We start from the raw sequence: 23,021 nt of genomic DNA, 5'->3' as shown, positions 1-23,021 counted from the left end.
TTACACAAACGTGGATTCACGGTCTCCAGGCGGCGTATTGGACGTATCATGAAGGAACAAGGACTTGTTTCTTCCTATACGGTGTCACAGTTCAAACCACAGAAAGCCCCATGTAATGAGTCAGCTCAGGCAAATGAATTGAAACGTGAGTTTCAGCAGACGGAAGCGAAAAAAGTTGTGGTCAGTGATTTAACATACGTCAGAGTCAAAAATAAATGGCATTACGTATGTATCTTTGTCGATCTCTTTAACCGCGAAATCATTGGCTTTAGCACAGGACCAAACAAAGATGCCAATCTTGTCGCACGTGCTTTTTCCTCCATTCAAGGTGATCTGCGAGACATCCAGCTATTCCACACTGATCGTGGCAGCGAGTTTAAAAACCAGCTTATCGATGAAACGTTAGCGGTCTTCCAGATTGGCCGCTCTTTAAGCATGAAAGGCTGTCCATATGATAATGCTGTGGCGGAAGCCACGTTTAAGATTATTAAAACGGAATTTGTCCAACAAATAAAGTTCGATAGTTTAGAGCATCTTACACTCGAATTCAGTGACTATGTCAACTGGTTTAACAAGCTGCGAATTCATGGGACGCTAGGCTATTTAAGCCCGATTGAATACAAACGGGCGTCCCTTAAAAAAGTTGTCTGATTTAGTGTTGACAATCCACCTTATATCTATGATATTGCTTATTGATTTATCATCTACTGTAGATCTATCTTCCCAATTTACAATAGTCCTTTCAAAATCAGTAATCGCATTTATATTTGCCTTTTTTAAAGTTTCAATTATCAACTCTATTTTTTTATCATTATTTTTCATAACTTCTTGCTCACTAAAGATTCTGATAAGGGGATTATTCTTTTCAGAAATCATTAATTCTTTTCTCCCCTGATAATCATAAACAGCTTTCTTGGTAAGCCCTAAAGCCTTTATTAAATCCGATGATTATAAAATTAAATCGTTCAAATTTCTTCAACTGGTTATATACTATATCTGTATCATCACAATAATCACTCGAATAAAAATCATTTATATACTTTAAAAAATCATAAGAGTTATTTCCCCGAAAATTATGTTCTGGGAATTGATTATTTTTATTAACACTCTGCTCGACTTCATTATAATAAAGTATGTTTATTCCTCTGTTTTTGTAGTAATTGAACTCCATGTATTTAGATTTGTTTGATACTTCTAAGAGATAAGCAGGTTGAAAGTGGCTTTTTAACAATCCTTTTACCCATTGAAATATAAGCTTAAAGTTTGGATCATTGGCTGAATATCCGATAAACAAAACTACGTTTGTTGCAATCAAGGATTTTAAGTAATTTTCAATCAACTTGAAATTTGTAGAGTAAGATAGGTAATCATCTTCTTTTAATACGATGTTCTTCTTATTAAAATCACCGTGCATTTTAATAATCATTTTATTTAACACATCATAAGGCAAATCAAAGTCTTCCCTTACCGTATGATAATACCCTGCATATTTCATAGCAGCTTTTTCTAAGAGGTCATCATAGTTAGTAGTTACTATGTGTGTGGGCGATAGTTTAAAAATTTCTTCGTGAATAGGATTAATATTATACTTTTTTGACAAAAAAACTTCATTCAGCTTATCAAAATATTCTTTTTCGTCCCGCTCATTATAATAGTATTGCGGTATTTTCAGGAAAGTTTCTAATGAATTATCACCTTCAGAAATTTCTATATTTAGATCATTAGCAAAGTCTCTTATTAATTGTCCCCAAAGAGGTATTCCCGAATTTGCGGATACTCCAGCTCCTACAAAAACAACCAACTTATTATTGTCACTTGCCTCTTTAATCTTTCTAATACTAGCTTTAATAAAGTGCTTATCCATAAACTTATACTCCTTTTAGGGTTGTTAATTCGAGTGAGTTCTACCAAATTAATAAAAATATCCTCTTAACATTGAGGATTATTTTTATTCTCTAATAATCGTTACTCCTAATAAGTTCTATATACCTATTATAATAAAGTTCTCTCAGGTATATTGTCATTAACTGTCGAATCATGGATATAGAATTTCAAATTGATTTATAGAATAACAGAAGAGAATATTTTTCACATTTAAACATCTAGAAAGGGAGAATATAAATGGGGAATTTATTTAAAAGGTTGTCTGGGCTGTTTGGGCCTAATCATTTTGTTATCTCTTGTAGTTGGGGGTTGCACTGCGTATTTCGGTGCAAAAGAATATGACAAGACAGAGGAATCTGTTACTGAAACACCTGCGGATAAGGCTCCTAACAGTGAGGCCAATGAAACAGGCAACAAGAAAGAAGAAACAGTAAATAAAGAAAAAGAGACAGCAGGAAAAAGAAGCTGGTTATCTAAAACTCGAGAAGTCTCCGCTTCAGATAAAACGAAGAAATACGGAAAACAGGCAGTAATAGATGCGGTTATGGAAGAATTAAATTCACCAAAGACTATTAGCCGGAAAGAACTTGATAAAAAACTTAAAAAAGGAGGCTTTAAAGAGGTTAGACAAAAAGGTCGTCATGTTACTATGAAAGGATCTGATGGAAAAAATTTGTCGTTCCTTTACATGAAGAAATAAAAGCTGCTATAGTACCTTAAGTTTATACTTGTAAAAAATACTGAAACGTTGCTTCAGCATTCTTTCTTATTTTTATCTAGCTATAAATTCTTTAATTAAAGTAATTTCATTTAGCTCTATACGGTTAGTAACCCCTTGAACAGCACTAGCTCCCCAATTTGGATGTTGTTTTAAAAAGTCTATATCAAAAATCTTTTCCCAACTTTTTTCTAATTCGTGTTGTAAGAAGTCGCTTTTGTCACTTTCAAAATTTTCAAGGTCAAAGTACCATCTATTCAATACAAAGTGCCAAGCTTCAAAATCTGAAAAAAGAGCTCGCGTTTCTTCTATATTAATTTTTAGCAACACGCCTCGTTCTTTAGGGCTTAAATGACCACTTTTTCTTAAGTCAGGTCTGTCAATCCATAGCCAAACAGGATATTCCCCTTGGTAATTAGGGATTTTTTGTTTCATCTTTTTCATTATCCAATGGTAAGCTTCAATAAATTCTGGATAAATAAAGTGTGGATTGCCAGTAAGGTAACTTTTTCTTTGTATTTCCTCCCATTTTTCAGCAGATTGAATGGTCCAATAGGTTCCCATAAAAACCTCCGCCTCCTCTCCTTTTTCTAATTTCATTTTCTTTTTTCTTAAGTGCGCTTTTTTAATCAATACTTTTCATAGCCAACATATTGAGTAAGAACCAATTGGGGTTACTCATAGACTCATTCTCAAGCTCTTTAGTGGTTTTTCTAGCTTCTTTTTATATCGCACTAACATTTATAAAACAATAAAGAAATCATACCGAATAAAATAGGATAACAGCTCAATACTGAGCCGTTACCCCAATCTTCATACCCAACATTTCTCAGGCTTTATCTTCTTTTTTTTCTATTTTGTTCTTTGATGAATTTCCTGGCGTTTTTCATGCCGCCCGTACCACTAAACATGTCACTGATCTTTTCTTTTTCAATCATTTTAGAATTCAAACCTTCATATTTAGTTTCTTTTTTTAGTTTCCAATAGCTCTCTAGCCTTTCAACTGATAAAACACCATCTACAATAGCTTGTTGTACTGCACAGTTTGGCTCATTTTTATGTGTACAGTCATTAAATCTACAATCATAAGCAAGTTCATCAATATCAGAAAAGGATTTCGTTAAATCCGCACTAATAATCCCTAGTTCCCTCATCCCCGGAGTGTCTATAACAACACCTAAATTTGACAACATAATCAGTTCACGTCTTGTAGTTGTATGTCTGCCCTTGTCATCATTTCTTATCCCATTAGTCTCTAATATAGTTTGACCGAGCAGGCAATTGATTAAGGTTGATTTTCCAACTCCAGATGATCCTATAAACGCAACTGTCTTGCCATTGGTAAGATATTTCATTAAGGACTGATACCCTTCAGTTAAAGTACTTGTTGTAACAAGCACATCTACACCTATTGCAATAGAAGATACTTCATTAAGTCTTGCCTCTATTTCTTTACATACATCTGATTTTGTAAGTACAATAACTGGTGTGGCGCCACTGTCCCAAGCAATCGAAAGGTAACGTTCGAGTCTACGAAGATTAAAATCATTATTCAATGACATACATATAAAAATTGTATCAATATTTGTGGCGACAATTTGAATATCTTCCTTAGAACCTGCCACTTTACGTGCAAAAATGCTTTTCCGTGTAAGGATATGATGAATAATCCCGTTTCCCTGTGAATGATCCGTTCTGTCAACCATCACAAAATCTCCAACAGCAGGATATTCAGAAAGTTCTGTTACACTATAATGGAATTTCCCTGATATTTCAGCTGCAATCTCACCATCTTCTGTGATTACCTTATATAGATTTTTAGTTTGTGAAGAAATTCGACCTATAAAAAGACCTTTATATTGTTTAGACTCCAGTATAGATTCTTCAGTAAGTCCCAAATTTTTCATATTAATATTTTTCAATTTCATTTCCTCCTAAAGTTTAGATCATAACTTTTGGGAGGTTTTATGCATAAATTTATTTTGCACATACCTCCCCATTTGCTACAATCTCAACGCTTTGGTTGCTAAACATAAATGCAACATCTCCTTTCCGCTACTTATAAACTTTACTATATCACAATGCTCATGACATCCGCGGAAATATAAATCCCAAAATGCTTCTCTAGCAATTTTTTCAACTACTTCAGAATCTTTTGGATTTTTATTTCTTATTTTTAATATACGTAAATAATCCCCTTCCTGTTTTACCTATCTGTTTTCGTTAATGAGTGGATTTGATTCAATAATTTGGACACAAAAAGCTCTCTTAATGTGAACTGCCCAATGCATGTTAGTTTGGTGCCTAACATGCATTAGGCAGTTCATTTTATAACTAAGAATTCAGTTCACTTTTTCATACAATGTACCATCTGTATCCATAATCTCAATTTCAGATTTTAATCAACCTGAACCGATGACAAGGTGTGGGGCAAAGCCTTCAATCATTGAATAAGTACTCGGTTTAGTTGCTTATTCTTTCATGATGTTCTTTTTGAAATAGCGGAGGCTAAAAGTTCAATGAATGAGACTAACTTCAAAGATCTTTGCTCTCAAGCAAACGGATGTGATTACATGCTAAGTCGATTTTCTTGCAGATCTATCATTATCCTATGTGAAAGCTGGATCGATTTTTGGAGACGGTTGCTTATTTCCTTTTTAAGAAAGGATAGGATAATACTAATCCGAATACATATAAAATTACTAAAAAGTAAACGGGAAGTAAATGTATAAAGGTTGTATATCCAATATATATATGGGTTCCAATCCCCGCTATAAACGCAGGTAATGCTCCGACAGCAAGGGTATTCCAAACCCATTGTTCCCCTTCTCTAAACCCCCATAAGGAAAGCATTAGAACGAGCAAACCAACACTTACAAGGGCACTGCCAAATCCTGCTCGGTCATGTGCAATAAGGGGAATCAAATTGTCACTAATACTATCTAACATTTGAGATGACATGCACAAGAAGCTTAGATCCGTTGGCACAAAAACTTTGGATGCACCTATTGTAGAGATCACTATACCACCTGCTAATATTAAAAACCCTAGTGTAATAAACATGAGTTGTCCATAAAGGCCATATTGCCAAGCTTTATCATTCTTTCCATGAATGGAGGACGGGGTACCCGTGACTCTTTTTCCTTCCCTAAAACTAAAATAATATATCGGCAATAAGAACAGCCAAAATAAACCGTGTAACCAATCAAAGTAGCCAAAGCCGATAAAAAGAAAAATACCAAGAAATCCCACGATTGCTGCACTATGAAAAGCAATCCTTGCCCAATGCATGTTATATTTAATTCCGTGTCGGGCAAGCTGGATATACAATATTCCTCCAGATATCATTGTTCCAGCTAGTGCTATTCTGTCATGTGACATAAATGATAAGATGAGCGGATTTATTTGAAAAATATCGGCTTTTGACAGTCCGATAAACGATTCATCATAAGGGAGGACAAGACTTGTAAATGCAATATATAAGGCGATGATTCCTCCAATTAAGATAGAGAGACCAAATAGAAATGACCAGTACCAGCTTGGATTTTTAATAGGTTGGGCTTTTTCATATAATAATCGTTCATGAATTCGCTTCGGTAACCCTGGCCCAGCTTTTACATACCCATCTGTTAGCATTAACAGATCTGCACCAGCACCAACTAAAGCACAGGCCTCTTCCGGTGTCTCCACTCCACCAGAAGTTATGATCATTAGTTCGGGATGTAAATCTTTAACCTGTTTTACCAATTTAGCTAGGCATTCATTTGCATTTGCAACTTCATGCCAATAGTTGCCCTCAATTCGACGAGGAGCCTCTATGACAATACCCCCAATACTTGTATGCTGCATTAATGTCCCTATTTCTGATTTTTTTTCGTTCATTTCATCAGCAGAAAAAGATACATAAAAAGAACGCTCTAAACATATTAAATTTTCCTCTACATATGAGATAACCTGCTCACTTGTTCCGACAAAAGCATCTACAAAAGGTGTTAAATGTTGTACAATTATGTTCCATTCATTTCTTTTTACTTGTGCATCTATCTTGGCAAATACGGGAATCCGAATGTTCAAGCTTGTTAGTTTTTTGATCGCTAGCTTGAGAGGAACTTTCTCTTGATGATTAGAAAACAAAATATGACTATTTTCCCTTCTTGGTTTCATTTGATTTTTAGGTTCGTTTAATACGATTGGCCCTATTTCTACAAATCCAAATCCCAATTCTTGAAAGGCTTTAATACCTGACAAATTAGGATCAATATGGCCGCTTAATCCAATAGGAGAAGGAAATCTAGTATGATAAATTTCCTTCTCAAATTCTCTTGAGGGTTTCATATGCCCTAAAAACCCAATAAGACCTCGACCGCCAGGAGTAGATGCTATTGTACTCATAGATTTATGAAGAAACTCTCTGCTTGTTTTAGGGTTTATTTTATCCAGTAAAAATTTTTTCAATGGATGATAAGACCAGTCTGGCATAAACAACACCTTCCAAACTTTAATTTGGGCTACTCTCTTTACTACTCCGGTCTTAAGCCTCTCAATTATTTTTCCTTCTTTAATTCTAGCATGTACAATTACATAGCATAAAATATCCTTCTCTATTATTTAATGTACTGCTTCCGAAGTTCAATAAATGTACCACATCTTTAATCGCCTTTGATCTTTTAGAATTGAATGTAATTACTTAATAATAAGCAGCCACCTTTTTGTCTAGAAAAGTTAGAAAAATTAATCGAAACCTATAGTAAAGAAGAGATTTGGATACATGAATCGGTTGCAAAGGAATTCAAAGAATTATTATTGAAGAGTCGAATTGCATGTAATATAGCTTTACAAATAGTAATTGATCCTACCACTTTTGTAAATTATGTAGAAGAAATATCAAAGGATATCATTCAGCAAATAGCTAAAGTTAAACAGCATATAAGAAAAGATACCGGTATGCAAGATTTAGATGCGTATAGCAATACACTATTAAACCAACATAGCAGCACGCCATAATATGTTGCTTATATTGCTAGATAATGAAGGGCCTACAGAAAATTGTAGGCCTCGCTGAGGTTGTTGATACTTACTATGATCACCAAGGATAAGACAATACACCGATCGCCCTCTTCGCTTTCGATTTTTGGTAGAACACAAAGTATACATATCGAGGCGTGGATGATGTGAATAGTCATGAGGTGAAAGCCAACGAGGAGCAAATGGATAAGTCTTTGGCGAAGATGTATTGAATAAATGAAAACTTCCACTGAAGAAACATGCAGTGGGAGTTTTGCCTTGTTTGCCTGGTATCTATGAGAATCAATGAAGGATTTTTTCAAATTACTTTTATGATTTGTGCAGCAAGTACTCCTTCATCATCCAGATCTTTTCGGGATCCCGAATCGGTTCGACACTATTTTGTCCTTGTCTGGTTGTCATAAAAGGTCGCCTCTAGTTGCTTTCAATTATTCATTATGTCTTATTCAATATAACATAAACATTCAATATGTGGCGTTCAATCACCTGCTAGAAGCTACTATAACGAAAAACCCCTTGCTTTCCAAGGGGTTCTTCGTGTGCTACGTGTTGCTTTCCGAATGCAATTACTTACTATAGATCCTGACCCACGATAATTTTCCAACCATCTTTTTGTTGTTTGATAGGAAGTGTAAGTTTATCTAAACTTCCTCCACTATTGATAACTTCTACAGTACTCTCAAACTCTGTGTCACTTACTTTTTCAATACCTAATAGATTAGTACCTGTAATAGTTTCATCAGTAATGATTGCTAAATACTCTTGTTGTTGATCCTTTTTATCTGGAAACCTCAAATCATCCGCATACTTCACTAATGAAGATACATCCTTTTCTTCTAAAGCTGTTAAATAACTATTAACCAACTTTTCAACTTCTTCTTTAGGTTGAGCAGTTGCATCTGTAGCAAAGCCACCTAAAATGGTAATCGCCAAAACCCCGGATAATACAATTAATGGTGTTTTTTTCATATAAATTCTCCTTTTTACACATGGTATCATAGAGTCCATATTTATACAAAAAATGGATGATTTTGCACACAATAACCATTAATCAAATCATTTATCGCTGGAACCATAATAAACACCTCTGTTTAATATTTGTCTCCTAATAAATTATAGCATTTCTTATTCAGCTAACCTGCCCCGTTAGTTTAATGAAAGTTAATTTTGTTCCCATCTTAAAAAAGCCCAAAATTGCAGCATTTCCATTTTTAAAGGGCATGTATAATTTAAATATTCCTCTTCAACAACCTTAATGATGGGGAAATTAGCTACTACCTCAGTACAGGCAATGCTTAATATTTCTTTTTCTTCCTCAGTTGGTTCCCCGTCAAAATAGCCTTTCCAATACAGCGTTTCGTTTTCTAATGATACCGTTAGCCCTCTTAGTTTGTTTGGTATTGCGCTTAAAAGGGAGTAATGGCAACTAATAATCAAATCATTTATCGCCGGAACCATAATAAACACCTCTGTTTAATAATTGTCTCCTAATAAATTATAGCATTTCTTATTCAGCTAACCTGCCCCTTCAGACCCAATAAAAAATGCGATACCTCTTTATTGAAGTATCGCACCCAATAGCCTAAGTAAAACTCTTCTCAAACTTTATTCATTTTAATAAACCTTATGTATTTTTAATCACGGTTATTTAGAGCTATTACTATAGTGTCTAGGCGAAAATACGTTTTTTAATGCACTTATTATTCCAGGCACAAGAAAGAAGACGCCAAAAAAGACAGTAAGTAAATTTAATTGTGGTATTTCATAAAAAGTAAACCATTCTATAAAAATTGACGATTCCGTAATTCTCCCAAATAGTGTTCCATCAATCTCTCTATAATTAGGTAACCATCCTGTTGTTTCAGATGTAATAAAAATTATCTGTGACACTAATTTGAGAAACCCGATATTTTTTCAAAAATGGAACACTTTTTTGCTTTTCAGCCAACTAATATCCCTTCCTGCATTAGGTACCATTTTATATTGATATAAGAAAAGTTAAGGAATCAGTTTAAAAATTCGACATCTTTTCTATTGTTTATTTTGTTATTGAACTCAACTACCCCGTTAGTTTAAGAAGAAAATCATAAAAATAGGACTTTCCATCATAATAACACAATGATCCCCCTCCTCACTTTTAACTTTTGGCAGAACGCAAAGTATACGTGTAGAGGCGTTGATGATGTAAATAGCAATGAAGTTAAAGCGAATGAAGAGCAGATGGATAAGTCTTTGGCGAGGATGTATTGAATAAATGAAAACTCCCACTGAAGAAACATGCAGTGGGAGTTTTGCTTTGCTTGCCTGGTATCTATGAGAATCAATGAAGTGTTTTTTCGAATTACTATTATAATTTCTATACCAAAGCTTCATAAGCTTCATTGTTGGTTTGGAATAAAGTTTGATCAAAAATGTCCCTCAAACCCGTATTTTAAATTAAATAATAAGAGCCCGTTTTGAAAAAGGTTTATCAAAACGGGCTAATTCCTTGCTAGCTCCTATACAATTTTTATAAAAAAGTTTGATCATTATTTTAGCTCTCGAAAATCTTCGGTCGTAAAGCACACTACCTTTTCTCCACGCGAAATGAGCTCTTGCACAACACCAATAGTCCTTAGTTCTGTGTAATCAACTTCAGCTGGACTCATCTTGAAGGGCTCTACGGCGTTCATGCAGCACCAGTAGGATAACCATCCCCATTATTACACCTAAGATGATGCCTGCCTGTGTGGTCAATAACCATGCTAATGGGTACTCTGGGGTGGGTGGTGCACCGAGTCGAACTGAAGATAAGGCGGAATAGAGATTGTTGGAGAACAACGCTCCCGATGAAATCCATGCCGCTGCCATAGGGGGTAAAAACCACCTCGACCCACGGCGGGATGATACCACCAGTATACCCCACGCACCAGCAAAGGACCACACGCCTGTACTCAATGACAGCAGGCGCCACCACACATCGCGTTCACCCATGGTTGCCGGGTCGATGCCGAAAGAGCCGCCAACCGCCCAAAACACCTTGATCACACCGAGCAGAATGCAGCCGGCAGCGACGATCCTAGCCACGATAATCTGCAGTTGTAAAGTATTGCCCGGCAACTCCTTGTAGTCGGTTGTGCCGCTCAGCGCCTCTGGCCAACGTGCCATTGCATACCCCGCCAATGCAAGCGGCAGGAAAATGCCGATCCCGAAAAGTGAGATCATGACGAATATCTGCTCGTATACCCAGAAATCGGCGGCACCTGCTTCTTGATCCCGGATCATAGCTGCAGGGCCCAGAACCGGTGCAATCAACAGCATGGGAACGAGCAAGCCGGTACCAACCCAAATGGGGAGAGCAACCAACCACGCAGGCAGCCGCTCCCCCCATGGTCTGCAAAATGCCAGCGCAAGAAGGATACCAACCGCAGCGAGAACGGCGGTTACTGCGTTTATAATGCGCCAGCTAGCGTCACCCATTTGCTCGGTTGGAAGGAAGAGACCAAAAGTCCATACGATTTTGATCAGGAGGTAAGGTGTTACTGCTATCGCGGCACCATAACCGCAAATTCTGCGCAACCTCATCAATTTTAAGGCCTTCCTCTCTGCACTAATTGTCATCTTCTCATCTCCTCTACAAGTTCTAACTCACTTTGTTTCATAATTATTTATTCACAACTATCCTATTTAACTTTTTTGCGCCCAAATTATTGACTCAAATCCAGCTTACGAAAGATAAGGCTGCTTCAAATTGATCCATTAAAAAAGGAGCACTGAGTTAGGAATATATAGGGACAATTAGTTATCCATAGATAAAGCCTGTATCGTAGATTACCAAGTAATCATTGATTCAGGCTTTTTTTCAAAACTTCTTCAACTAACGCCCCGTTAGTTGAAGTGTACTACTTCACAAAGTTACATCGATTTTAATATATATTGAAACCGTTCTTACTCACATTTCATTTTATATCATATAGACACCTCCCAGAACAAAAGGTACTCTATACGAACGAATCATTGAACTCCTTGTTATTCTTTTCCGCTAAATTCTAAAATATTTAAACCCTCGGATGCCTCTGGAGCCTCAAAAAGTTTAGTAACCTGAATAAACACTGCTTCCGTGTCAAAAGCTGCTCTTTCAGGTTGTTCGTTACGCCTTTGTGCAATTTGACGTAAGCATTGCTCGTTATTTAGATTAAGGAAAATTAATTGATGGCTTGCATTGACCTCTGACACCATATCCAAAAACCACTTTCGCAGTTTTTGAGTGTTAGCCGGAAAATCCATCACTACATCTGTACCGACACTTAATATGTTTTGGACATGCTTTTTCACCAATGGCTTGAGCTGCGCTGAGAATTTTAGATAGTCTTCAAATGAGGCAATTTGGTCGGGATAAAGAGATGAAAGCCATTCATCCTCAGACAACAGTACCGCATGTTTATCTATCGCCAATTGTTTTGATTTAGTTGATTTTCCAGCTCCCATTTTTCCACAGAAAAAGTATAGGGTCCCCAATTGTTTCATAATTTTTAACCCCGCGCTTACTTTAGTTTAAACTTTTTACTTCGTTAGTTCCCATAGACATTCTCCTCTTATTAATATTTAGACGTTAAGATTTATATCCAAATTTACTTATTCTATCCATTTCATTTATATTCCTTCTTTAACAAATTTTTTCGATAAGGATAGGGTGACACACTAACCGCCCTCTTCGCTTTCGATTTTTGGCAGAACACAAAGTACATGTATAGAGGCGTTGATGTTATTAACAATATACCGATTATCTTTTTCAATTTTATATAACGTTTCCCCTTATTTTTTACAAATGCATCTCACCGTAAAGTCCGTAAGTGCATTTGGCACTAAAAAAGTGCAGACTCTGCACAACACCGTTGCGTGAGTCTGCACTCTTACTATGCAAGATACACTTCCCCTAATCATCGATTAAGGGGAATTTATTTAATCCGTTCTTAGCCGCGTTGATACTTGGCTTTTAGAAGCTTTTTTTAAGTGGTTAAAACCAACAAATTTTTTGCCTTCTTCATCCCATAGACGGAACTTTAATGACTTAAGGCTTGTTGCCAGTGTAATAGTCGGAACGTTTTGCAATGGTTCAGTATTATTATGCACTTCTTCAAGCTTATAGTTCGGGACTCTCGGGCTTAAATGATGAACATGATGGAAACCGATATTGCCTGTTAGCCATTGCATGACTTTTGGAAGCTTATAAAAAGAGCTGCCTTCAACTGCTGCTTTTACATATTCCCAATGCTCATCTTCTTCAAAATAAGAATCCTCAAACGTATGCTGAATATAAAACATCCAAACTCCGAGGGATCCCGATATCATAAAAATTGGAGCCTGAACTAGCAGGAAGTTTTGCCAGCCAATAGCCCAACATAAAAATGCTGCCAAAGCGACGATCCCCAAATTCGTTACATATGTATTCATCCGTTCTTTGCGTTTTGCCCCTTTACGATTAAAACGATTGGTAATCCCAAAGACGTAAATCGGACCAATAATAAACATAACAAATGGATTTCTATATAAACGGTACATTATTTTTGTCTTAGTTGAAGCTTCTTTATATTCCTCAACGGTCAGTACCCAAATATCACCTGTACCGCGTTTGTCCAGATTGCCGCTTGTCGCATGATGGACAGAATGGTCGTGTGCCCAATGGTCAAAAGGATGCAGAGTCAGGATTCCTGTTATTGTTCCAAGGATTCGATTCGCCTTTCGGTTCTTAAAAAAGGAATAGTGGCAGCAATCGTGAAAAATAATGAAGGTTCTCACTAAAAAACCTGCCGCAACGACAGAAATCGCTAATGTAAGGAAATAAGACATCGACAAGCTCTTATATGCCAAACACCATAACAGGAAAAATGGTACCAATGTGTTAATGATTTGCCAAATGCTTTTTTGTAAATCCGACTTTTCATAAGGGGTAACCAGTTTTCTCAAAGCCCTTGGGTTCTGTTCATTCATTTTTTAAAGTTTCACCTTCCCTGATGTTGTTAATCTAAGTATAGAAAATGCTTTATTGCCTTTGAAGTCCCAGCTGTCATACACCATATATGATAAACGTCATGTTTATCCTATTTTCTTAAAAATCCTTTACTTCTTGCTTTGCCAAAGTGAGGCCTGGCTTCATTGTCCATAGTTTCTTAACATATTTTAGAGTTTTGTTTGAAATCTGTTTTTTTATTAAAGAAATTTTTATTCTTTTTCCTAATAATTTGTTATGGACTGTTTTTATCTTAGAAAGAACGGAACATGGCTGCCCTAGAAAAAGTAGAATCGCTCTCTTTGGAATCTCTTTTTTATATAAGGTTGCTTATGAATGACGTCATTCGTTTTGTTTTAACTTTCCCGCCAGCTAAGGATCTCTTTTAACAACTGTTAAATGAATCAGTTTTCCAATCTCACTGTAAAATTAGTGGAAATGCAAAGCGAATTTCTGGCTCAATTAAATCTTTATTAGCAGCGTCAGTCAGGATACAAAAGGCGTATGAAGGTTATACCCAGCTCTTTATTGGGCTAAACTCTCCCCCGCTCCCCTATAAAGATCGGTTTATTTAGATCATAAACATCGATTGTTTCAGGAACAAACAATACAAGTAAGGAAATACTACCGTAAATATGGATTGATTTTTGAGTATCAAAATAAAGGGCCAGAAAACCATACTACTGGTAAACTTGAGTTTCTTAATTCAAAAGGCTTTGGAAAGTGAAAATGAAGAAAAGGCCGATTATTTGTGAACAAATATCATTTTTTATGAATATCTCGGCAAATGAGGATTTACCATGAGTGACCGTTTGGAAACATCCCCAGAAACAAAGCTTTACCAGTGAACAGCCCTGCTTTTAAGCAGAATATCTTGTACTTGAATAAGAAACAACTAAGCTTTTTAAAGAAATCTTTAACCATCAATAACCGTAAAAATTATTTTTGAAGTACTATTAAGCAAAGAAAAAGGTTTGAAGACACTCGTGTTTCATTTTCATGGGGTTTTCAAACCATAGTTATTAATAGGCATGTTAGATCGTGTTATAAGTTCGCAAAATTATTGACAGTTCTGTTTTGCTTACCGCTTCTGCACTAGTATCCACACGTTGAACAAATAATGCCAGGACTAAAAAGATAATATTAATTTGCAGTTTTTTCCGTTTCCTGTTATGATAAAGAAGAATTATTTTTGTTCGGTGTAAAGGATAGTATGAATATCGACTTTTCGTCTTGATGATACTTTGGGCAAGGATAGTAATATAATGTGCGGTAACGCACTAGGAGGCAACAAAAATGGAACAAGGTACAGTTAAATGGTTTAATGCAGATAAAGGTTTTGGCTTTATCGAACGTGCAAACGGAGACGATGTATTCGTACACTTCTCTGCAATCCAAAGTGATGGATTCAAATCTTTAGACGAAGGTCAAAAAGTAACGTTTGACGTTGAGCAAGGTCCTCGTGGAGCTCAAGCTGCTAACGTTCAAAAAGTTGCTTAATCTTAAATCATTGATAAAAACAGGCTCTTTATATAAAGAGCCTGTTTTTTTATGTACTCTGTATAATACTCAATAAAAAACCCTACTCAACATTCGAGTAGGGAAATGGTACAGGTAATAGAAAAAGATTTAAAGCTTCAAAGGTTGTTTACAGTATAACATACTGGATTGACAATAGGCGGAATGTATATAAGTTATTTATTTTTCTTTTCGAATACAACTACATTTTATTCTTTCTTTTTTCACTACCTGACGTTTTCCAACCGCCAAAAGCGTCATGCTAAACGAAGTGTCAATTTCTATTGACATTTATGTATATCCTATTATTAGCAGCAGCAAACAAAAAGGATCATCCCTTTGCGTAAAGAATCACCCTTTTCTTCGTTCATTCAACAATTTTTAGGTACTCTTGATTAATTAAAATAACAGCTGGTCCATCTACAAGAATTCCCCCAACTTCAATTTTTTCATAAGACTCAACCTTAATAGAAGTAACCCCTTTGCGCTTCTTTAACTCGTTACTTAATTCTTGTGTTGGAATGTGTTTCATATCTCCACTCCTTCTTATTGTTTCGTCTAATCTTATTATGTTAAATGAGTTGTAAAAATGGTTTCTAGTTTTAGAAATTCCGTCATTTTCTATCGTTGACCCTATATTTAGATGTTACCAACTCGCGTGTCTCTTTTATGAAAAGAAGATACACAATTACTATTCACTGTCGCAGTGGGTGTAAGAAATTCTTAAAGATTAAGGTAAGTTTGTTTGTTTTTATCTCCAGAAATAGCCACTTAGATATCCTTAAAACAATGAAAGCCCTGCCTCTCTTTCATCCTTACGGCTCCTTGTCCGTGCCAGTGTGAATTAGGATTACAAAAATCAAGTGACTACTTTATCGAGTTTTTTGATAAAGATTCAAATGTTCGCAGAAGAAATTTAAATAATAAAAATGGATTAGATTGTAGAAATAACAAAAGAGGTAATGTTCTAAAACAATGGAAAAGGTTGAATGTCTTTGAAATGATTTACTTTTAATCCTGTTATTATTGAAAAATTCAGGATATTTTTTCTAAATGCAATACATATCTATAATTAAACTTAACAAAAAACTTTTATTTGATTTTCAGTGATTCCTTTAATTACCTCCAGTTCACTAATCAAAAATTGATATGCATGATCCAACATTTTTTTTTCGCTTGCATTAAGTGCTTTTTCTTTCTTCATACGCATTAAATCACGTACAACTTCAGCACCTTCTTGTATTTCACCCGTTTTTATTTTGTTCGTGTTTATTTTATACCTTTGTTTCCAAGGCAGTAACTTATCTGATTCTCCATGCTGAAAAATGTGTATGAGTTGTTTTAATGCAAGTATATCAGTAACTGGTCGTATACTTGAACTCAATATTTTATGCGTTGGTATCATAACTTGCATATTACCGATTGACATTTTTATGACATAATACTGTTGTCTTTCTCCTAAGAATTCTTTTTCTTCTATGGCTTCAATTATACCTGCTCCGTGCATTGGATAAACAATGTTATCGCCAATTTGAAACATGTAATCCACCTCCATGTATGGTAACCTTCTTAAGGTTATCACATATTGGTTTTTTTATCAAATATTCAATAATAACACGATATTATTTTTTGTGTCAATAATCTTTTCTTTAAAAATCAAATCAAGCAAATCATGGATAGCAGGCTAATAACTTTGCCCTGCAGTTTTGTATTCCTGTCTTTATGATGGAGCAATTAGAGTTCCTTTGTTGGAAACAAGAAATGATTTACATATTGGCCAAAACTTTTACCGTCGAATTTTCCTTTCCCGCTCATCGGCTGGATAAATGGCTGCAGCGAAAAGAAGGTTGTCAGCTAGGGCGAACCATGCTTGAAGCGCAAGAATGCTGTTTGCAGCCGTCCGCTAATGGAATATACATAAGCAAACGAAATGATAGTAATAAAGAGGTAAGAACATGGCGAGCGTCACAAAACGTGAAAAAATTCTTTTCGCCTTATGGTGGAACTTGGTTATGACGGAAAAGGAAAAAGAAATTGTATGATTTTCTTCAAGCAGAACTTTATAAATTCCAGGCAGAGGTTGAAGCCGGTGAATACATAGCTCCTGAAAAAAATGTACTTTGCCGACTTTGTAGAAGAATGGAAATACAATAAAAGCTGGCAAGTCATTTATAAGGGGACGATCAAAAACTACAGAGAATTTCTTATAACGGCAGTACTCATGCTTCATAGAATTGAAACTCCCATAGAGCAATGTAAATTTACTGTGGAATTAGCTTTGAAAATGAAAAATGTAAATCCATATGAAGCTGATAAATTCTTGAATGATATAGCTAATCAAGCTTTCTATTCTTTTAAGTGACACCTCAGAAAGTTCTATCCTTAATAGATAGAACTTTCTGATTTCACTTAGTTAATGTATATTGTTGATATTTATTAAAGAAATGAGTCACTTCTCATTCAAAGAAGTGACTCTTCGCAATCAAATTAATCTTTAACCTTGTTTTTATGTTTTTTAGCAAACTTCATAGCAAAGAACTGAGGAATCAAATTCAACATACTAACAAAGAGTAATAATTGGTATGGGGTTAGTGGCTTAAAATAGCCGCCCCACCGTTCGTTCCCTGTCATCTCGCTGATGAAATAAAATGAAATGATTACAGATAATATATTACCAATAATAAGAAATATTGAATCACTAAAGAGTTTGCTGAGGAAAGCAAGAAGTGAAGTCGCTATAATCATAATTAAATAGCCAAGCATTGAACCATTAGCAAAATCTTGGTGCATTGAAAAATAAACAAAAGGAAAACAGTATAAACAGACTATTAGAATACCAATTACTATTTTTCTCATATAGTCACCTCTCTTTGTATATTTATAAAAAACAAATATATAGGTTACGTGAAAAATTGGAAACAAACAACTTTCTATAATCATTTTTCTTATTGTATCATGGTCACCCCGATTTTTAACATAACCTAAGAAATGAAACCAAGCTAAATAGCCGTTGAGGCATTTTGTTGCTATACCATTGAAAAAACAGTCTACGTTAAAATAAAATGATTTCCCTTCCTCTCGATCAAAATAAGGATAATGATTATTTTCTTTGCAAATGTGTAGGTTAAAATTAAACTTTCCACCTAATCTTCTTGTGATCGTTCTTCTCTCACTTTCATCAAATGCTCTTCTTCCCATGCCAAGTAAGGTTCCCATTTAGAGCGTATCCTTTCCCCATGCATCGTTTAATGCTACAACATCTTTACGTGCATTAAAGACATAGTAATCTGAATTCGCTACAGAAAATAAGGCTTGAACGGATCAAGCTTGCTGCCTCATTTTTTCCTCGCCTTGCTTTTGGGATTTCCCCGCTTTTCAGATACTTGCTGATTATCTTCCGGTCAAATCCTGCTTCTTTAGCAGTGGCCGTTTAGACCAGCCTTTCTGATGCAAATCTCGAATCATAAAAAACTCCCCTTCACTTAACACCATCACGTCACTCCTTAAAAAATCAAAAGTACATAACGTTTATCTGTCATGAACGGGGAATTTTAAACCCGAGATATTATCCATTTTAAAGTCGGATGTGACAACTTGGCCTCATTACCCTTTTTTTAGCTCATACGAACCCTTTACAGCACTTATTAGTTACACTTAGAAGAACCAAGAAGGAAGATTTGATTAAAAGGGCAAATATTTTTATATGACTTTATGTCAATATAAAAAGAGAAGGTCTGGCCTTCTCTTTTACAGACCTTATTACTCTTTATCTAATTTATAAACCCTTTATTGCTCTTACAAGCAAACTACTAGATTTAAATATACAAAATTCATATTTAATCCTCATCTAAATCATTCGCTTTATAAAAACTTTCACTATCATAAATTTTCCATTCCCAAAACTTAGTGCCTTGTGAGACGATGAAATAGTCGAGCCACATCTCAAAGGTCATATCAAGAGCAACAACATCATCAAAAGGACCACCTTCCTCCATCCAAAACAAATAATCGTTTGCTCTTTTAGTCTTGTTTATACCATTTGAATTTATCAAGAGTGTATTACCTTCAAAACCATAGGCAATAGGATACCAGCCATCAGGGTAATCCATGTAGCTTCTATATTCATTTATTTCATTTAGAGACAGTAATTCAAAACGAGTTCCTACTTGTTCATCAATAAATAAATGCGCCCCATCATGCATAAAAAGAAATTCTTTATAGTCTTCCGGAAAAGTAATATTTAACCGCTTTTCCATCTCTAAAATTTTCTTTTCCTTCGTTCCATTATTAAATCTAAATTTAACTTCACTGATATATCCAAATTCTTGTTGAATATGAATCTTTCCCTTTTTAATTCGTTCCATTAACCCACTCATTGTAAGATTAAGTAAGCTCATTTTAGCAACTCCTTTAATATTAGTAATTGGTTCATCAAGAAGAAACCTGGCTCCTATGAAAATTCACCGGCAACGGCATTTACGTGTCCCTCGACCAAACCATTGCTCCACGGATAGAGAAATGCATTCTTAACAGCTGTCTAATCTGAACACAGGTACCTGACAAATTGATGGATTTCTTTGATTCCGGTTTGTTCAGCTGTTTTCACCCACTCTTCAAGGGTAGGACGATCGGGACCGTTCCTTCATGAGGAGGGATTGGAACGATTGAAGAAGGCCTTTGACTGTTTCCAACTCATTGAATCTATCCAGTATTTGTTGAAAAGCCTTTTCTTCTTCAGGATTGCACGTCAGCTTGGACCATAAATAAGTGCGAAGCCTGCGCCTTGATAGCTTCTTGATCTTTCTCTTACCGTGAATGTTTTCTTTCTTTCGTAGTTTGAGAATATCGCCTCTCAGCGTAGAGAGCGATTTATCATATCCCTTTTTCCAGATCACATGGAAGATGCAATTTTTCGTCACGTTTTGTTTTAAGAGACAAAGAATCGTTTTTTGGTAGGGATCTGCACTATGATGTCCTTTTCTCTCATCACGGGGGCTCTTTTAATTCCAGATATTTGTTGACTTAATGGCAAAGAAAAATTTAAAATTTTCATATCTTTCTTCCCCTTTAGCAAGGTTAAAGGAAAAGACAACTAATGCGAAATTTTCCTCAGCATAAGTACAGAACTAAAAAATATTATCCTTTTTGCTGCTCATTCCGTTAAAGCGCCCGTTACTTGCATAGAGTTTAAGGGTTATTCAATAAACTATTTAATTTAACCAATGCTTCACTTACTTCTTTTCTTAGTTGTTGTTCGGATATCTCAAAGGCTATTTCTTGTCCTGGAAGACATTCGTGCCAATAACAATCAATCGCTTCAAAAATTCCGTTTAAAATATCGAACAGTGTATCGTCTATTCTTTCTATCTCATTTTTAAATCCATTTAGATAAGCATCTTCAAAACCTTCAACAGTAATTACTTCATCTATAAAATCTTCCATTAATCTTTTATATCTATAAGCAAACATTTCTTTCCCTCTTTATCGATTTTCCATCCTCAACTGCTGCAGTTCCTTACGAAGTTCTAAAAGCTCCTGTTGTTCGGGCGACCGGTTATCTTTCTCTTTAAAAAGAAACGGAGATTTCATCCTGATGAATCCAGCGGTCAAGAGAGGACGGAGTCAAGTCATATTCATCAATGATAGCTCGTTTTGTTTTTCCATTTTGGTACAGCTGTACCATTTGCTTTTTGAACTCGGCTGTAAATGTATGGCGTTCTCGCTTTATCCTGTTTGAAGCTCCGCATCTGTTTTAGATCAAGTGTATGTGACCTTAATCTTTCTGTCCAGATAAGTGTAGACGCTCCAAACCTCCTCCTTTTAGGAATCCATTTAATTATGATGCCTGTCGAAATTTAAGGCGACGATTTTGTATGTTTTTAGCCGACTATATTGTCCATTTTAAAGGCGCCCCTTTCAAAATGAAATAAATTTACTTTGCCCTTGGTTATAACAACACTGGTGCTGACCTTTATATGTAATTAAGAACCTCTGAGTATTTGAAAATGGATAAACAAAAAGCCGAATGATGATTCCATCCAGCTTTTTGTAATGTTTCTTTGTAGATTACTCTATTAGGTTATTCTCAAGAATATAACCTTTCTCCCAAGTACCTATAAGTAAAAATTGGTCACACTTGCTAAATTCCACAAAGCATGCGTAGGGAAGATTTTTTATAGTTCTAATCTCTAATTGTTGGCTATCCAAAATAGCCACACAATCACTATATGCAATAACTAAAAATTTTCCATCGTTCGATAAAGTTGCTTTATTATAATATTGATGAAGCCCGTTAATACTGGGAACAGGTAATCGCATTCTTTTTATAACTCTTGTTAAATCAGAACTTAGTAAGATTACTTCATTGCCATCTATCAGTACGTAAGTACCCGTATAAGGGTCGAGAAATACTGCATTCCAAACAAGATTTTCCGAAGGGCTGATTATCTCAATAGAATAATCCGGCTCTTTCAGTTTCAATATCGAATATTCTACAAAATCTGTTGTTTGATTATGAAAACAAAGTGTAAACAAATGTGCTTTTTCTTTTTCCACATATTGATTATAGTAGATTTGAGAATGATTAAAATTCGTGATTGGATGACAAGTGCCTAACTCTAAATCAAACGCAACAATTTGCTCACTTGAATTAACTTTTGCAATACAGAGCAAGACGTTTCTTTCATTTAAACATACAAAACCGTCTTCAATTAACTTGCAATGTTTGTTAGATTGAATCTTTTTCAGTAAATCGAAATGGTTTGTTTCATAAATATAAATGCTGCCGGAGGTGTTTTGGATAATTACACGACTATTATTTTGAGCAAATCTTAGTTGACTTGGATTTTTAGGTGTGTCTAATATTATGGGAGATTTCCACTCTTGATTAATATAAATAAATGTTTTTTGATTAGATACGCGGCCTAAAACACTCAAGTCACTTGTCATTACTAAACAATGGCTTGTACCCAATGTTTTTACCTTCTTCATATCTAGCAATGCTTTCACCTCTTAAAATGGCATCGTGCTACTTTTAGCTGCTAGCCATGTTCTTATCAATTTAAAGGTCCCTACAACTAAGGATTTATTTGTAGATTTACTAAACTTGCTAACATAGGCCATATCAAAGAGAGCATTTACAGTCTTATAGTATAGAGTCGTGTGAAGTCTTCTATGCATGCCTGTCTTAATACTAATTAAATTTATCTGATCTTGTATACCAATACCAACCTTACCAATGATTTCTCTTGCAGGAGCTGCTCTTTTGGCTGTTTGTGCGGCTACATGATGTACCTCCTATTTAGGACGATTTTTAATTTTAGCATACTTCTCGTTAAGTACACAGAAAGCCAATTAGAGACTTCCAAGAAAAAAGAACTAAAAAAATACTCCAATTCATTAATGAAAATAATCCGTGTTATGAGAAGGAGGCTAGTATTCTAGAGGTTTTTATCAAAGAAATGGCTTAGTAATACCATATACATCTGCAGCAACGCATATAAGCCCTCCAACAACAAATAAAACTTTAATGATCCAAAAATTAATGATTGTAGGCAATGGAGTTATAAGCCTAACTGAATCAAAGGTTTTACTGTTAAAAAACCTATCCCGTGTTGCATAAGAAAACATCCAAAATGCAAAAATTCCAACCATCAAAATAATTAAACTAAGAAAAAAGTCTATTATCAATCAGTTGCCTCCCTTAAAAAGTTCCACAGTCAAATCTCTAAATTTAAAATGCTTAAACATTTCCTTTATTTCTTTTATTAGATATTGGAGTTAGTATAGTTTCATGGACACAGTTTAATTAAGTCCTTACAATTATTTTGAGAGGATGTGTCCGAAATGGAACGTAAGCCTGCAGGCAAAAAATATAATGATGACTTT

The 23,021-nt window shown here is 35.2% G+C and carries 22 protein-coding genes and 3 pseudogenes; 5 read left to right on the top strand and 20 right to left on the bottom strand.

Annotation, left to right across the window (positions count from 1 at the left end; translation table 11 throughout):
• Positions 1–651: IS3 family transposase (locus B1A98_RS19060; RefSeq protein WP_125896171.1), on the top strand; the 651-nt coding region annotated here is incomplete at its 5' end.
• Here the strand turns inward: B1A98_RS19060 and B1A98_RS20845 are convergent.
• Both B1A98_RS20845 and B1A98_RS19055 read right to left on the bottom strand, forming a co-directional pair.
• Positions 604–876 (bottom strand): hypothetical protein, encoded by a 273-nt coding sequence (locus tag B1A98_RS20845; RefSeq protein WP_241536581.1) that lies wholly within the window; start codon positions 874–876, stop codon positions 604–606. The two genes, B1A98_RS19060 and B1A98_RS20845, sit on opposite strands and share 48 nt — an antisense overlap.
• Positions 877–898: 22 nt before the next feature.
• A complete protein-coding gene (locus B1A98_RS19055; protein ID WP_063385887.1) occupies positions 899–1,864 on the bottom strand; it encodes an SIR2 family protein in 966 nt (321 codons plus the stop codon).
• Between the two features lie 291 nt (positions 1,865–2,155).
• On the opposite strand from B1A98_RS19055, the gene B1A98_RS19050 reads away from it, so the two are divergent.
• The gene (locus B1A98_RS19050; RefSeq protein WP_063385886.1) at positions 2,156–2,584 is read left to right on the top strand and encodes a type II toxin-antitoxin system HicA family toxin; all 429 of its coding nucleotides are present in this window, start codon (positions 2,156–2,158) and stop codon (positions 2,582–2,584) included.
• Positions 2,585–2,656: 72 nt separating this feature from the next.
• On the opposite strand, the gene B1A98_RS19045 is transcribed toward B1A98_RS19050, so the two are convergent.
• The 9 genes from B1A98_RS19045 to desA all read right to left on the bottom strand — a co-directional run bounded on the left by B1A98_RS19045 (position 2,657) and on the right by desA (position 13,597).
• Positions 2,657–3,202 carry a DUF3841 domain-containing protein gene (locus B1A98_RS19045; RefSeq protein ID WP_063385885.1) on the bottom strand — a complete coding sequence of 182 codons (546 nt, stop codon included), beginning with the start codon at positions 3,200–3,202 and terminating at the stop codon, positions 2,657–2,659.
• 236 nt (positions 3,203–3,438) lie between these two features.
• A complete protein-coding gene (gene rsgA / locus B1A98_RS19040; RefSeq protein WP_063385884.1) occupies positions 3,439–4,530 on the bottom strand; it encodes a ribosome small subunit-dependent GTPase A in 1,092 nt (363 codons plus the stop codon).
• 718 nt (positions 4,531–5,248) lie between these two features.
• Positions 5,249–7,081: a hypothetical protein gene (locus tag B1A98_RS19035; RefSeq protein WP_063385883.1), complete on the bottom strand. Its 1,833-nt coding sequence runs from the start codon at positions 7,079–7,081 to the stop codon at positions 5,249–5,251.
• 1,119 nt (positions 7,082–8,200) lie between these two features.
• Positions 8,201–8,596, bottom strand: coding sequence for a hypothetical protein (locus B1A98_RS19030; RefSeq protein ID WP_063385882.1), 396 nt, complete (start codon positions 8,594–8,596; stop codon positions 8,201–8,203).
• A gap of 192 nt (positions 8,597–8,788) precedes the next feature.
• On the bottom strand, positions 8,789–9,085 hold the full coding sequence (locus tag B1A98_RS19025) for a MafI2 family immunity protein (RefSeq protein ID WP_063385881.1): 297 nt from the start codon (positions 9,083–9,085) through the stop codon (positions 8,789–8,791).
• Between the two features lie 186 nt (positions 9,086–9,271).
• The gene (locus B1A98_RS19020; RefSeq protein WP_240492523.1) at positions 9,272–9,517 is read right to left on the bottom strand and encodes a YfzA family protein; all 246 of its coding nucleotides are present in this window, start codon (positions 9,515–9,517) and stop codon (positions 9,272–9,274) included.
• Between the two features lie 744 nt (positions 9,518–10,261).
• Positions 10,262–11,227 carry a DUF1700 domain-containing protein gene (locus B1A98_RS19015; RefSeq protein ID WP_063385880.1) on the bottom strand — a complete coding sequence of 322 codons (966 nt, stop codon included), beginning with the start codon at positions 11,225–11,227 and terminating at the stop codon, positions 10,262–10,264.
• Between the two features lie 408 nt (positions 11,228–11,635).
• Entirely contained in the window at positions 11,636–12,133 is a 498-nt protein-coding gene (locus tag B1A98_RS19010) for a P-loop nucleotide/nucleoside kinase family protein (protein ID WP_063385879.1), read from the bottom strand.
• A 435-nt stretch (positions 12,134–12,568) separates the two neighbouring features.
• Complete coding sequence (gene desA, locus B1A98_RS19005; protein ID WP_063385878.1) at positions 12,569–13,597, bottom strand: Delta(5) desaturase DesA; 1,029 nt, start codon at positions 13,595–13,597, stop codon at positions 12,569–12,571.
• A gap of 593 nt (positions 13,598–14,190) precedes the next feature.
• On the opposite strand from desA, the pseudogene B1A98_RS21035 reads away from it, so the two are divergent.
• Together B1A98_RS21035 and B1A98_RS18995 are read left to right on the top strand one after the other, a co-directional pair.
• Positions 14,191–14,343: pseudogene (locus B1A98_RS21035) on the top strand (hypothetical protein); the annotation flags it as partial.
• 569 nt (positions 14,344–14,912) lie between these two features.
• Positions 14,913–15,116, top strand: coding sequence for a cold-shock protein (locus B1A98_RS18995; protein ID WP_041096439.1), 204 nt, complete (start codon positions 14,913–14,915; stop codon positions 15,114–15,116).
• A 385-nt stretch (positions 15,117–15,501) separates the two neighbouring features.
• Here B1A98_RS18995 and B1A98_RS18990 read toward each other — a convergent pair whose 3' ends face one another.
• Together B1A98_RS18990 and B1A98_RS18985 are read right to left on the bottom strand one after the other, a co-directional pair.
• On the bottom strand, positions 15,502–15,666 hold the full coding sequence (locus tag B1A98_RS18990) for a BC1881 family protein (RefSeq protein ID WP_041096441.1): 165 nt from the start codon (positions 15,664–15,666) through the stop codon (positions 15,502–15,504).
• 546 nt (positions 15,667–16,212) lie between these two features.
• Positions 16,213–16,674, bottom strand: coding sequence for a CarD family transcriptional regulator (locus B1A98_RS18985; protein ID WP_063385877.1), 462 nt, complete (start codon positions 16,672–16,674; stop codon positions 16,213–16,215).
• Positions 16,675–17,247: 573 nt separating this feature from the next.
• Here B1A98_RS18985 and B1A98_RS21070 point away from each other — a divergent pair.
• A complete protein-coding gene (locus tag B1A98_RS21070) occupies positions 17,248–17,496 on the top strand; it encodes a hypothetical protein (protein WP_063385876.1) in 249 nt (82 codons plus the stop codon).
• A gap of 125 nt (positions 17,497–17,621) precedes the next feature.
• Here the strand turns inward: B1A98_RS21070 and B1A98_RS20840 are convergent, their stop codons facing one another.
• From B1A98_RS20840 to B1A98_RS18945, 7 genes and pseudogenes are all read right to left on the bottom strand, one after another.
• The gene (locus B1A98_RS20840) at positions 17,622–18,350 is read right to left on the bottom strand and encodes a hypothetical protein (RefSeq protein WP_240492521.1); all 729 of its coding nucleotides are present in this window, start codon (positions 18,348–18,350) and stop codon (positions 17,622–17,624) included.
• A gap of 620 nt (positions 18,351–18,970) precedes the next feature.
• On the bottom strand, positions 18,971–19,531 hold the full coding sequence (locus tag B1A98_RS18970) for an SMI1/KNR4 family protein (protein WP_063385875.1): 561 nt from the start codon (positions 19,529–19,531) through the stop codon (positions 18,971–18,973).
• A 790-nt stretch (positions 19,532–20,321) separates the two neighbouring features.
• Positions 20,322–20,603, bottom strand: coding sequence for a colicin immunity domain-containing protein (locus B1A98_RS18965; RefSeq protein WP_063385874.1), 282 nt, complete (start codon positions 20,601–20,603; stop codon positions 20,322–20,324).
• A gap of 18 nt (positions 20,604–20,621) precedes the next feature.
• A pseudogene (locus tag B1A98_RS20835) lies at positions 20,622–20,817 on the bottom strand (transposase); the annotation flags it as partial.
• A gap of 383 nt (positions 20,818–21,200) precedes the next feature.
• On the bottom strand, positions 21,201–22,133 hold the full coding sequence (locus tag B1A98_RS18955) for a hypothetical protein (protein ID WP_063385873.1): 933 nt from the start codon (positions 22,131–22,133) through the stop codon (positions 21,201–21,203).
• Between the two features lie 12 nt (positions 22,134–22,145).
• Positions 22,146–22,418: pseudogene (locus tag B1A98_RS21030) on the bottom strand (hypothetical protein); the annotation flags it as partial.
• Positions 22,419–22,586: 168 nt separating this feature from the next.
• On the bottom strand, positions 22,587–22,823 hold the full coding sequence (locus tag B1A98_RS18945) for a hypothetical protein (protein ID WP_063385872.1): 237 nt from the start codon (positions 22,821–22,823) through the stop codon (positions 22,587–22,589).
• Positions 22,824–23,021 lie beyond the last annotated feature (198 nt).

The organism is Pseudobacillus badius, from assembly GCF_002189605.1.
In the GTDB taxonomy this organism is placed as follows: domain Bacteria; phylum Bacillota; class Bacilli; order Bacillales; family Domibacillaceae; genus Pseudobacillus; species Pseudobacillus badius.
This window is presented reverse-complemented; position numbering and strand designations above follow the sequence as displayed.